The 13,202-nt window shown below is 44.5% G+C and carries 7 protein-coding genes and 3 pseudogenes; 6 read left to right on the top strand and 4 right to left on the bottom strand.

What is annotated here, in order from left to right:
• Together OOZ15_RS19115 and OOZ15_RS19110 are read left to right on the top strand one after the other, a co-directional pair.
• Positions 1 to 206, top strand: a pseudogene (locus tag OOZ15_RS19115) (hypothetical protein); the annotation flags it as partial.
• Positions 207 to 308: 102 nt separating this feature from the next.
• Positions 309 to 674: pseudogene (locus OOZ15_RS19110) on the top strand (type IV secretory system conjugative DNA transfer family protein); the annotation flags it as partial.
• Positions 675 to 911: 237 nt separating this feature from the next.
• On the opposite strand, the gene OOZ15_RS19105 reads toward OOZ15_RS19110, so the two are convergent.
• The gene (locus tag OOZ15_RS19105) at positions 912 to 2,303 is read right to left on the bottom strand and encodes a LuxR C-terminal-related transcriptional regulator (RefSeq protein ID WP_265958051.1); all 1,392 of its coding nucleotides are present in this window, start codon (positions 2,301 to 2,303) and stop codon (positions 912 to 914) included.
• A 617-nt stretch (positions 2,304 to 2,920) separates the two neighbouring features.
• On the opposite strand from OOZ15_RS19105, the gene OOZ15_RS19100 reads away from it, so the two are divergent.
• The 4 genes and pseudogenes from OOZ15_RS19100 (at position 2,921) to OOZ15_RS19085 (ending at position 11,150) form a co-directional block, all read left to right on the top strand.
• Complete coding sequence (locus OOZ15_RS19100; protein ID WP_265958050.1) at positions 2,921 to 8,956, top strand: choice-of-anchor Q domain-containing protein; 6,036 nt, start codon at positions 2,921 to 2,923, stop codon at positions 8,954 to 8,956.
• A 76-nt stretch (positions 8,957 to 9,032) separates the two neighbouring features.
• Positions 9,033 to 9,929, top strand: coding sequence for a hypothetical protein (locus tag OOZ15_RS19095; RefSeq protein ID WP_265958049.1), 897 nt, complete (start codon positions 9,033 to 9,035; stop codon positions 9,927 to 9,929).
• 51 nt (positions 9,930 to 9,980) lie between these two features.
• A pseudogene (locus tag OOZ15_RS20535) lies at positions 9,981 to 10,146 on the top strand (transposase); the annotation flags it as partial.
• A 647-nt stretch (positions 10,147 to 10,793) separates the two neighbouring features.
• Positions 10,794 to 11,150: a hypothetical protein gene (locus OOZ15_RS19085; RefSeq protein WP_265958048.1), complete on the top strand. Its 357-nt coding sequence runs from the start codon at positions 10,794 to 10,796 to the stop codon at positions 11,148 to 11,150.
• A gap of 185 nt (positions 11,151 to 11,335) precedes the next feature.
• On the opposite strand, the gene OOZ15_RS19080 is transcribed toward OOZ15_RS19085, so the two are convergent.
• From OOZ15_RS19080 to OOZ15_RS19070, 3 genes are read right to left on the bottom strand one after another with little or no spacing between them, the layout of a single operon-like run.
• Positions 11,336 to 11,542, bottom strand: a complete 207-nt coding sequence (locus OOZ15_RS19080) for an exonuclease/endonuclease/phosphatase family protein (RefSeq protein WP_265958047.1) — start codon at positions 11,540 to 11,542, stop codon at positions 11,336 to 11,338.
• Between the two features lie 55 nt (positions 11,543 to 11,597).
• On the bottom strand, positions 11,598 to 11,753 hold the full coding sequence (locus OOZ15_RS19075) for a hypothetical protein (RefSeq protein ID WP_265958046.1): 156 nt from the start codon (positions 11,751 to 11,753) through the stop codon (positions 11,598 to 11,600).
• A 19-nt stretch (positions 11,754 to 11,772) separates the two neighbouring features.
• Positions 11,773 to 12,891, bottom strand: coding sequence for a Fic family protein (locus OOZ15_RS19070; RefSeq protein WP_265958045.1), 1,119 nt, complete (start codon positions 12,889 to 12,891; stop codon positions 11,773 to 11,775).
• Positions 12,892 to 13,202 lie beyond the last annotated feature (311 nt).

Raw genomic sequence — 13,202 nt, 5'->3', positions numbered from 1 at the left:
AACGGCTGGTGCAGACCTTGAATGAACTCACCAAGTTCAATTACAACCAAGGCGATTCCAGTTCCTTTTATTTAAGGGATTCCCACGGGATGGAATTCAAGACCACTAATTCCAACCTGATCAAGTTGGTTGCAACACATCTGCAATCCACCTTGGAGACCCGAAAAGGGGAACTGGAAAATGAGATTGTGGACTTTGAGCTATAACCTTTCCAGAGGTTTAAAACAGCCTGCTCGAAAGAGCAGGTTTTTTTTGTGCTGTTTTTTCAGGGATATTATATGTTCACCCAATATTACCGGAAAGGTAGTGGAAAGGTCAACGACCCGGACACTGCCAAATACTACGAACGTTTTTTTGAAATCATCAAAACCCCGACCAAGAGCATCAGTAAAAGCAGCGGACTCAGTTATGAAAGCCGTGTTACCAAAGGGGAAAAAGAGGTGTCCAAACGGAGGGCGGACTTGTTTTTTAGGCTAAAGCAAGGGGAGTTTATCGCTTTTGCAGATGGGAAGGATAAAAAGGTTCGGTTTAAACTCCAAGCTATCGGTAAAGAAAGGCCAAGGCAGAACGTAGGATATGCCCTAACTGACTTAGCCAATAATCACGAACGAATCCATAGAGAGGCCATATCTATATTCCGTCTAGGGCGACTACCTAAAATCGGACAACTATAGAAAAGCCCTATTTTACCGAGACAGCTTGATGCAGGTGGAATCTGCTGCTAATTCCAAATACAGCGCAGCAGTAATCAAAATCTCCAGATTTAGGAAAACGGGGGGGATTGTCGATAAAGAACAGGAAAATCCAGTATGTGCCAACGATGTTCCGGAAATGCCGGTGTGCCCCTTAATGCTTAAAGACATACCCCTTTCTTTTTTACGGAATCAATCCTGTGTCAATCAACCCATAGGCTATTTTGTCGGTCTGGCGGACTCTTTGGTTGGCTGTAAACCATTTGCGGCCAATGTCAGCTTCTTCCTTGATTGAATGCCCAGTTTGTCAAAAATATTTTTGATGTGGTATTTAACCGTGTTTTTCGAGACAAACAATTCATTTGCAATTTCTTGATTGGTTTTGCCTTTTGCCACAAGTTTGGCCACTTCCCTTTCACGATGGGAAAGGTCTGCCCATATGAAGGAGGTTTCTATATTTTTTGATGGATCTGAATTGCTTTGCAACAACATAATTTCCTTTACATATTTCGCTATTTGTTGTTTCATCCCTGCTACTTCTGCCTTGATCTTGTTCATCCGGTAATAAACGGTGTATGTGAGCAAAGACATTTCAAATACACCCCCCAATTTTAACGTCCCCGGCTCAATGTCCATAAACTGAAACCCCAGCAGTTTTGCCAGGTAAAAATCAATAGCCAATATCAGGATTAAAAAATAAGCGGCTACAAACAAACGGGCATAAAACAGTTTTTTGGTGTAGATAACCCCAAGTAACCAATAAAAGGTAAGTACTGCCAGCGTATATGCCTCAAGCAGCAGGAAACAGAACGAATGTCCGGTAAGCAAATACAGCACCGACAATACGGGCAAAGGCGCCCAGATTATCCATCCAATCAAACGGATATGCGGTATATAGTTTTTTAAATGTAAAAAGTTTATTGCGAAAAATCCTCCCGATAAGGCCACCAAAGGATGCAGTACAATCTCGAAATAATGAATAAACCATGCAGGCATTGCCATGAACTGAAACATACCATCGGTATACCAGAGCGCAAGTGATATGCTCAGTGTAAACAGCGAATAATAGAAGAAGGAGACCTCTTTGGTAATCAAATAAAACAACAGGTTAAACAGAATAACGGTTACGGCCAGCCCATAATACAGGCCAATAATCAAAACTTCATGACTTTGCGCTTTGTAAAAACTGTTGCCGGGATAATACCATACCGGAATATACCCTTCTTTCTGGCAATTGATTTTAAACCAGGCAGGGCTATTACCGGAAAGCTTGTAAACAGGGTACCTTAGTTGTCCGGTGTTTTTTAGTGTGTCTTTTCCCTGAATTGCAGATTCAACCGTAATGTGTTGCGAAGCAAACTGTAAAGTGTATGGAACACTGTCGGCAGGGAAATAAAGATAGTACAGGCCATTTTCTATCCCGTTATTGATAAAACGAGTAGTTTTTTGGTGGTAGAGGTATTTTGTTGCCCAGTTGTTGTTCGCAATAAGAGCATCGTTGTCGTTAAAAAAGTGAAAATCTACCTCACTATGCGTTGAACAGGAAGTGAACAGATATGACAACAGCAACAATTTCCCAATCGTACAGGCCCTTTTAAGTTTGGTTCTCATTAGAAAGGGATGAAACATAGTGCTTAAGTTTTCGTAACAAGCGTTATTTTGAACAGATAGAATGAACCGGGTTGTTTCAACCACAGGCCATTAGGATAACGAATTTATAAATTATTTGGTGAAACTACCCGAAAACCACCCGCTTTTATGACGGGAAAAATAAGGGGGTTATATAATTTTGGGCTTTTCACATTTATTACATGTTTGTTATCTAGGCAAAAACAGTTTTCACCATACTGTTTGCTATGTTGTTTTTGGGAAATGCCATTACGGCGCAAACCATCCGCTATGTAACAGAAGGCGGTGCAGGCAGACAGGCTAAGAATTAAATAATCCTCGAGGCAGAGCCATCGAGGTATTCAACGGAAGAAAGTTTATTTTTAGTTTGATGAAAACCTTAGGTTTTCAAACTTTCCTCTAAACCACCGACGCAGAGCGTCGGGGAATTCTATCGATTAATGAAAAAACACAGATACAAAATGCAAGCAAGGTTAGGTCAACAAATGGGCTGATGATTCACATTTTTGGTAAGCTTACAACTTGCTTTTTAAAACCAATTCTTAACCCTTAATTCGCGTAAACAGGTATCCTTTTACGGTGCAAAAAACACAAAACCAATGAAACACTTTTACTTTGAATTTCAAGCCGTTTATTACTGGTTTACCGCTACTTTCAAAACAGCGTTGGGTTTACATTGTTTGCTCATCCTGTTATTTGCCGGCAACGGGCTGATGGGGCAAACCATAGACTGGGAGCAAACCCATGGAGGTTCAGCTGGTGATTATGCCCATTCCATATCCCCCACCGGTGACGGCGGCTATATCCTTGCCGGATTCACCCTCTCCGATGATGGGGACATCACTTCCGGAAACCAAGGAGCTAACGATGTATGGGTAGTAAAATTAAACAGTAACGGAACCATAGCCTGGGAGCAAACCTACGGAGGTTCAGGTGCTGATTATGTCCATTCCATATCCCCCACCGGTGACGGCGGCTATATCCTTGCCGGATTCACCTCTTCCAACAATGGGGACATCACTTCCGGAAACCAAGGAAGTCTCGATGTATGGGTAGTAAAATTAGAGAGTAACGGAAGTTTAGCCTGGGAGCAAACCTACGGAGGTTCAGCTGGTGATGAAGCCTATTCCATATCCCCCACCGGTGACGGCGGCTATATCCTTGCCGGGTCCACCTCTTCCAATGATGGGGACATCACTTCCGGAAACCAAGGAAGTGCCGATGTATGGGTAGTAAAATTAGACAGTAATGGAACCATAGCCTGGGAGCAAACCTATGGAGGTTCAGCTGGTGATTATGCCCAATCCATATCCCTCACCGGTGACGGCGGCTATATCCTTGCCGGAAGGACCTTTTCCAACAATGGGGACATCACTTCCGGAAACCAAGGAAGTGCCGATGTATGGGTAGTAAAATTAGATAGTGACGGAACCATAGCCTGGGAGCAAACCTACGGAGGTTCAGCTGATGATTATGCCTATTCCATATCCCCAACCGATGACGGCGGCTATATACTTGTCGGACGTACCCGTTCCAACAATGGGGACATCACTTCCGGAAACCAAGGAAGTCTCGATGTATGGGTAGTAAAATTAGAGAGTAACGGAAGTTTAGCCTGGGAGCAAACCTACGGAGGTTCAGCTGGTGATGAAGCCTATTCCATATCCCCCACCGGTGACGGCGGCTATATCCTTGCCGGATTCACCTCTTCCAACAATGGGGACATCACTTCCGGAAACCAAGGAAGTCTCGATGTATGGGTAGTAAAATTAGATAGTGACGGAAGTTTAGCCTGGGAGCAAACCTACGGAGGTTCAGCTCAAGATTATGCCCGTTCCATATCCCCCACCGGTAACGGCAGCTATATCCTTGCCGGATATACCACTTCCAACAATGGGGACATCACTTCCGGAAACCAAGGATTTGACGATGTATGGGTAATAAAACTAAAGTTAACTATTGTCCCCGATGCCAACAACATCCTCTACGTTAACCAAGAGGTCAACCAAACCGCTACGGGATACCAACCCACGGGCAACAGCTGGGAAAACGCCCTCCCCGAGCTGCGGGATGCCCTAAGCTGGGCGGCAACCGACTGGGATGCGACCACAGACGGTACCCTGCAAATCTGGGTGGCAAAAGGCAAATATACCCCCACAGCTGATGCCACCGACCGCGATGCCACGTTCCAATTGGTCAACGGCGTGGAACTATACGGTGGCTTTGCCGGAAACGAACCAGCTACTTACGAGCTCACTTTACGTGACTTTGCCACCAACACCAGTATTTTAAGCGGTGATATCGACACCGATGATGCGACCGATATTATTACCGCCCCCAATACCCAAATACAAGGCGACAACAGCTATACGGTGGTAAACGGTTCCGGTACAGACAACACCGCACTGTTGGACGGCTTTACCATTACCGCAGGGTATGCACAAACCTGTAATACTACGGTCAATACCCCGGGTTGTTCCGGAGCAGGTGTCTATAATAATCAAGGCAGTCCTACGCTGTCAAACACATTTATTTCTGGAAACAGAGCGGCTATTTATGGAGGCGGAATGTATAATACCTCCAATTCTTCTCCAAGCCTGATTAATGTAGAGATTAGCAATAACGCGGCAGATCAAAATGGCGGCGGATTATACAACCAGGGTTCTTCTCCAAGTTTGACCAATGTAAGCATTAGTGGAAATACAGCATCTAATAATGGCAGTGAATGGTATAATGCTTCTGGTACGCCTGTTATCCGTAATTCCATTATTTTTGGAAACGGGGTAGAGGGGCAATTATCCGATACGGAATACAGCCTGGTACAAGACCAAACCGATTATAGCGGTACAGGCAATATCGATGCCACAGACCTGACGGCAGACGATATTTTTACCGATGCCGCAAACGGCGACTTTAGCTTCCATTTCAAAAGCCCCGCCATCAATACGGGCGACAACCAACTCTGGATAGACGCCATGGGGGCACTGAGCGGAGCCGAAGTGGATTTGGCGGGGAACCCGAGGGTGTATGACGGCGAGCCGGACGATGATGTCATCGATATGGGTGCCTACGAATACCAGGGCGAACCCTTTAGCTTTATCCCCACCAATGGCGTGCTTTATGTCGATATAAACGTAGATGAAGCCGGCCCAAACTATACCGACGGCGACGGCTCCTCATGGGCAAACGCCATTCCCGATCTCGCCAATGCCCTCAAATGGGCAAGAGAGCAACACGATGCCGATAACAATTGGCTGGCCAACGACTCCTTACAGGTATGGGTGGCCACAGGCACCTACAAACCCTTCTACAACGCCGCAGATGAACAATACGACCAAAACGGCAACCGCGACAATGCTTTTGTAATGGTGAAAAACGTACAACTGTATGGCGGTTTTGATCCGGATAACGGCATAGACGACCTTACAGACAACCGCATCGTTCCCTCCTCCACAGAGGGAGCCGGAGGGGGCTCTATTTTAAGTGGCGACCTCGGTACAGACGGCGATAACTCCGACAACGCCTACCACGTCCTCATCGCTGCAAACGATGTTGGCAATGCCTTGGTGGACGGTTTTACCCTAAGCGGTGGGAATGCAAATGGAAATAATAACAATTTTTTCGTTAATGGGGAAAATATTAACAAGCAACAAGGTGGCGGGATACATAAAAATAGTTCTTCACTAAGCCTGACCAATATGAATATTTCAGAAAATAGGGCCAACTTTGATGGTGGCGGGATATATAATAGGGGCACCGGTACATTTTTCCTGACCAATGTGGCCATTTTCGGAAATAGGGCCAACTTGGATGGTGGCGGGATAGCTAATATAGGTACAATCAGTCTGACCAATGTCAAGGTTTCCGGAAATACCGCTATCAATGGTGGCGGTATTTCCGGTCTAATCGATCTGGTCATGGTCAATGTGGAAATTTCTGGAAATACATCGACCCAAAACGGCGGGGGGATATATAATTTTGGCACATCTGAGTTAATTAATGTAACTCTCGCCAACAATACTGCAGGAAATGAGGGTGATGGAATATATAATGATATGGGTTTAGTAAACATTACCAACAGTATTGTGTGGAATACCCTAATTAATAGCATCGTCGGTTCTTACACCCCACGAAACAGTATTATTATGGGCAGTAGCGATACTACTGACGGGAATATCGATGCCACAAGCCTAACGGCAGACGATATTTTTACCGATGCCGCAAGCGGCAACTATAGCCTTATCGATACCAGCCCCGCCATCAATGCCGGCGATAGCGGGCTCTATACCACTGCCGGCGGCAATTTGGCCAACGATGTGGATTTGGCGGGGAACCCTCGAGTGGATGACTTCGCCAATAATGGTGTAATCGATATGGGGGCTTATGAATACCAAGGGGAAGAGAATACACCTCCCGTAGCCAATTGCCAAGACATCACGGTGACTTTGGATGCTAATGGTGAAGTGAGTATCATTGCTGAAGACATTGACAACGGCTCGTATGACGATGAAGGGCCGGTGATCCTGAGTATAGACCGTACTGATTTTGATTGCGATGATCTCGGCGAACAGACGGTAACGCTTACCGTAGAAGATCAGAACGGAGCAACCACCACTTGTGAAGCTACGGTTACTGTGGAAGATAACCTTGCCCCAACTCCGGATAGCCCAAACTTAGCGGATATTACCGCCCAATGTGAAGTTTTGGAAAGCGACATTACTCCGCCAACCGCCACGGACAATTGCGGTGTAACAGTAACCGTAACCAATGATGCCACATTCCCGATTAGCACGCAAGGCACTACCGTGATTACGTGGACGTATGAAGACCCATACGGAAATGCCGATACGCAAACGCAGAATGTTATTATAGAAGATGTTACAGCTCCCGTTCCCGATGTAGCGAACTTACCGGACATTGAAATGGAGTGTGCAGTGACCGCTGCCGATATTCCGATTCCCACGGCCACGGACAACTGTACGGGAAATATCAATGCAACGACCACCGCCCTGTTGAGTTATACCGCTCAAGGAAGTTATACGATTACCTGGGAATATGATGACGGCAACGGCAATACCGGTTCGCAAACACAAACCATTATTGTCAACGATATTACAGCTCCCGTTCCCGATGTGGCGAATTTACCGGATATTGAAAAGGAATGCGAAATAACCGCTGTCGATATCCCAATTCTTACAGCTACGGATAATTGCGAAGGAAGCATTAACGCCACGACCAATGACCCATTGAGCTATACCGACCAAGGAACTTATACAATTACGTGGAATTACGACGATGGTAATGGCAATACGAGTTCGCAAACACAAAATGTAGTGGTATTACCTTCGCCTTTGGATCAGGTAACTTTTGATGATACTACTGTAACCTATGACGGAAATGTACATACCATAACGGTCAACAATTTGCCAACCGGTGCTAGCGTTTCTTATACCACCAGCCCCGATATCGGAGTTCCCAACGGAGCTACTGACGCCGGAACCTATACCATTACGGCGGAAATCGCCCCGCCGGCGACTGCGGTCAATTGTGAAGCGATTACCTTGACGGCCGTATTGACCATCGAAAAAGCCCCGCAGGAAATTCTATTTGACCCGCTTCCCATCAAGTATTTGGAAGACGATGACGATTTCCAGTTAGAAGCGATAACCACCTCCGGCCTACAGGTAAGCTACATCTTTGACTACAATGCCGATACTCCGCCAGCCGATGTAAGTGCTTCAGGTTTGGTTATGTTATTGACATCGGGCCTTGTGGAGATTACCGCACAGCAAGAAGGGAACGATAATTACCTTCCTGCCGATGAGGTGATACAAGTGTTGCAGATCAACAGTCGGGACCCGGATGCGTCCATGCATAACATTCAAGTGGAAGACCAGGTTTATGAAAACCCCGGTCCGGAAATCCACTACACAGCCGATTGCGATTTTACGGGCAATGTTGTTGCTGTACACATCGAAACCGAGGTCAATGCACAGGTAATCCCTGGACATACCTTTGAAATAGCCGTTCCAAAACCGGGTATTTATACTCAAGAAGTACAGATTACCTCGCAGGACGGCAGCAGCACAAAAACCTACCTGATAAGGGTGGAAAAGCGACTCTCTTTTGAAGATATTATTGTTCAAAAATTCAATAATGTCCTGATGGTCAACAACAATCCGGAAACCAATGGCGGCTACCGTTTTGTGGCTTACCAATGGTATAAAAACAACCAGCTTATCGGTACCGGGCAGTATTATTCCGCTGGAGACAACAGCACGGATCAGCTGGATCCTACGGCTGCGTATCGGGTAGAAATGACCACGGAGAACGGTATGGTATTGCAACCCTGTACTTTTCAAGTGGAACTTAGCGATATGGAGTATTCCGTAGATATTTCGCCCAATCCTGTAAAAAACGCAGCGCACATTCGGGTATATGCAGATTTCCCAATGGCAGAACTACAAAACGGTATGCAGATAAATATTTATTCGCTTACCGGTAAAGGTTTAGCACAATACCGGACGATCAAAAAAGAAACCTTCGTACCGATGCACAATATGGCATCGGGCATGTATCTTATTATGTGCAAAACAAACAAACACCAGGCGTCTTTTAAAATTATTGTAGAATGAAAAACCTGGGGGCAAGTTCCCGAGGCATTTTAAGGCTCACTTAGTGAGTAAATTTCTAAAGAAAAACAAAGCGATTATGTGTAATTTTAGTTGTAAAACCTTTATTGTTTTTTGTCTTTGTTGTATTCAATTTGGATATGGCCAGGATAAGAATGAACTGTCCATTTATGGAATGGGGATTTTTTCTTACTTGGATTATAAACTAAATAAGGGAAGCCATACAGGGGAAACCGGTGGTCAAGTGGGGGTTTCTTATTCCTATGGCTTGAACGGACATTGGAGTATTGGTATCGGCGGGGAATTCCAATCCTACCGGAGCCAAGCTTCCTATTACAGTTTGCAGGATAGTTATGAAACTGTCGATATGGAAGGTGATCCCTTTATTTTTCAATACCAAGCTGAAAACTATATAGAGAATCAATATGCCTCCTTTATCAATATCCCGCTTACGATACGCTACCAAACCCGGGCCGTTACCGGGTTTTATGCTATGGGCGGGGTCAAAGCTGGTTTTCCGATAAATGCACAATACCAAGTCCAAATGCAAAGCTTGCGAACCAGTGGATATTACCCCCGGTGGGATGCTGAATTGGAGGGACCAATGTTTATGGGTTTTGGCCAAAGAAACCGAATAGATAGTGGTAAAAAAGATCTTGATTTAGAGACTTCGTTCAGCCTGTTGTTGGAAGCGGGAATAAAGCAAGTTGTCAGGGGGAACAGTAAAGTTTTTGTAGGGTTTTTTCTGGAATATGGCCTTAACGAAATACATAAAACCACAACAAACGAAAACCTAATTGTGTACAATACCCCCCAACCGGAAGTCTTTGAATACAATTCTATTTTTACATCAACAAACAAAGAAATGGGTTCTTCCTATGCCGATAATGTGCGTATGTTGGCGTACGGGGTGAAGTTACGGTATTCATTTTCCTGGAAATCAAAAAAACAACGTACAAATACTAATGAGAAATGAAAATTGGGAATAAACGCTGTAAATAGGGTTGAACATAATTCTTGATAAGTCACGGTAGAACCCGTTTTTGGGACATTGACCCAGTTTATGGGCTTGCGAAAAGTAAATACCATTGGGTTAAAACAGGCCAATAAGTGTATGCAGCTCTCGGCCATTGCCTATAACCTTAAAAAATATCTGAAGTTTATAGAAAAACACACTAAAAGCGGGGCAGCAAGCATACAAGAACTTCATTTTGTTGTAAAAACGCTCATACAACATATTTTAAACATTTTTAGGCTCTCTAATTTTAGGTTGCATAAATTACGCTACAAAATAAAAGCCCTAAAAAGGATCCATATGTATCTTATGATTTTAAAAATTATAGGCTTACGCAACGACTACCGTTGTTCCCACACGTTTTTTTATTCTAAAATCCAACCTACTAAATCGTTTTTATTGACTATTGACCAACTGTGAGGATGTCTCGTCCCATCTGAACGAAAACCTTTACTATTTGTTTGAATGAGTTAAAAATTGTTCCAATTGTGGTTTTTCAAAATCATACTGCCATCTTTTAAAGACAGCATTTTGATAATCATTTTATATGTCCTTTTATGTTTTAACTGCCACAAAATTCCAACTAAACACCTTTTAACTTTCGCCAAGCTTTGGCAGTGCATCCCAAACCATTGGCAAAGGTAGCCACACACCAGCCGCATTTGCAAGGCCAAGCCCTTCGGGACGCCGAACATTTTTCGAAGAAAAATAACCGCCCGTGCCTTGCCTTTGCCATAGGTGTACCGGTTGTTGCCCTGTTTTGGACAGCACCTTGCCAAGGGCATCCAAAACTTTAATTATTGTTTAACTTAAAATTTTTCAATTATGGCAACAACAGTAAAACAAAACGGGATTGCAAAAAAGCAAGCCGCTTCATCCAAAAATGAAGTAAAAAAGAAGTTGACTAAAGAAGCCATCGGTAAATCACCTGCATCTGCAAAGGTCAAAGAGGCAGTAAAAACCAATAAGGCTTCCGTAAACCTGGATGACCGTATCCAAAAATTTGAGAAATTGCGTGGATTGGCCACCCAAAGGGAACGACTGGTGCAGACCTTGAATGAACTCACCAAGTTCAATTACAACCAAGGCGATTCCAGTTCCTTTTATTTAAGGGATTCCCATGGGATGGAATTCAAGACCACCAATTCCAACCTTATCAAGTTGGTCTCAACACATTTGTAATCCACTTTGGAAACCCGAAAGGGGGAGCTTGAAAAGGAAATCATTAGCTTTGAGCTATAGCACCATCGTGTGGTTTAACATAGCCTACCCGAAAGGGTAGGTTTTTTTTATACTGTTTTTTTTGAGAGGTTTATATGTTCACACAAACTAGAGGCGGGTTAAACCCGTGAAAACCCTCTCAAAAATCACACCCTAAACTCAGCCCAAAGGGGATAATGGTCCGACATCAGGTAGGCCATCCGTTCCCCATTGCCCGAATCGCCTTTGGCCACATCGGTAAGGATAAGCGACCAATTACTTCCCAATACTTTTAGGGTGTCCCTTAATGCCCTAATGTTGGCTTTTACTTCTTGTATTGCGATGACATCAAAACGGCTGATGATTTCGGCCATGCAGAGTATTGAGTGTAGGTCCCGCTTGGGGCTGTCCTCATCATTACTGTCCCATTTACGGGTGAGGTTTCCAAAAAACCCTGATGTTCCAAGTGGCTATGAGCAAGTTCCTGTCCAGTTGCTTGGCAGGGATTTTTTGGTCTAAATCCTGTTTTAGCAATTCTAGGTCTTGCTGGACTTCTATTGGAGGGGTGTCGTAAATGGTTGGCATGGTATAAAATTAATGAATTTTACATAACGGCACTTGAGCGGTTGATGTTCAGGTAATACCGAGTGCCTTTCCGTTCCCCTGTTTTTAGGAATGCCCCCAACTGCACCAGTTTCTGCAAATCCCGTGTTGCAGTGGATGCCGTGGTCCCTGTAATACGGATGTAGTTGTCGGCACTCAATCCACCCTTAAACCCGTTAACACCTTCCCTGAACATACGGGCGACCACTTTTTCCTGCCTTTCGTTTAGCATGCCTTCAAAACGTTGGTAAAACTTTGCTTTTTCAATAAGAAAGTCTATCATACCCTGCGTGTGGTCCTGTGCCTGTAAAACCATTTCACAGAAATATTCCAACCAATGGGTTATGTCCAAACCGATACTGTTCCGGTGGAGGGCTTCATAATACTTTTTTTTATGGCGTTCTATGGTGTGGGAAATCGCAATCAATGTCGGTCTTTGTAAACTTTGCGATAGTGCTTTTTCTGAAATGGCACGTCCTATCCTTCCGTTTCCGTCCTCAAAGGGGTGTATGCTCTCGAAATAGAGGTGGGCAATACCGGCGCGGGTTAGTGGCTCAAGGGCATCCTTTCCCTTTTCCGCTGTGTTAAACCATCTTATAAAGTCATCCATTTCCTTTTTTACACGGTGGGAAGGCGGTGCTTCAAAATGGACCTTGGGACGGTCCATAGCCCCGGATATAACCTGCATGGGGTCTTCATGGGTTCGGTAGCTTTCCATATCCAATAAATCATGCCGTCCATTGGTCAACATCCCGTGCCATTTATATAATTGCTCATGGGATAACGGGCCTTGATAGTGTTTGTACAGATCGACCATCATTTCCGACACCCCATATTCAGCAGGTGAAACACGTCTGTGCTCCCCTTTTAACCCGAAATGTTTTCTAATGGAGGACTGTAAAGAATCCTTGTTTAGCAGCTCTCCTTCTATTTCAGAGGTTTTATAGGCCTCATCACTCATTAACATCACCTTTAGCACATCCTGCCCTTCATTATCTATATGCCTTAAGCTGCCATATAAGATCCCTGCTTTTTGAAGAAAATCCTTTTCGTAAGCGGTCAAAACTTCCTTGTCATATGTAAAACCGGGCCAATCCTTATGTTGCCAATTCCAAGCCATGAGCTATATTGCTTTAATATATGGCTCAATATATGATAAAACAATGAGCTATAAAAATATTTTTATAGCTCACTTAACATGCTAAGCCTTCAGCCCATTCCCCTACATTCCGTTGCGCTCCCTGCACTGGAGGCAGGCAGGGATTCCGGGAAAAGCGCTTCATAAGAAAGGTCTTGGACACAACCCCTTCCTTTTTGCTCATGCTCCGTTACCCTGGCACGCCTATTAGTCCAGATGCAAGGCGAACGGATGGCCTCCCTGACCGAGGTGGTGGCCTATATGATGCCCCGGACCCTTGAACCACCCATGCC

Source organism: Galbibacter kalidii, from assembly GCF_026241135.1.
In the GTDB taxonomy this organism is placed as follows: Bacteria; Bacteroidota; Bacteroidia; order Flavobacteriales; family Flavobacteriaceae; genus Galbibacter.
The sequence above is the reverse complement of the archived record's forward strand: the minus strand, read 5'-3'. Positions and strand labels throughout refer to the sequence as shown.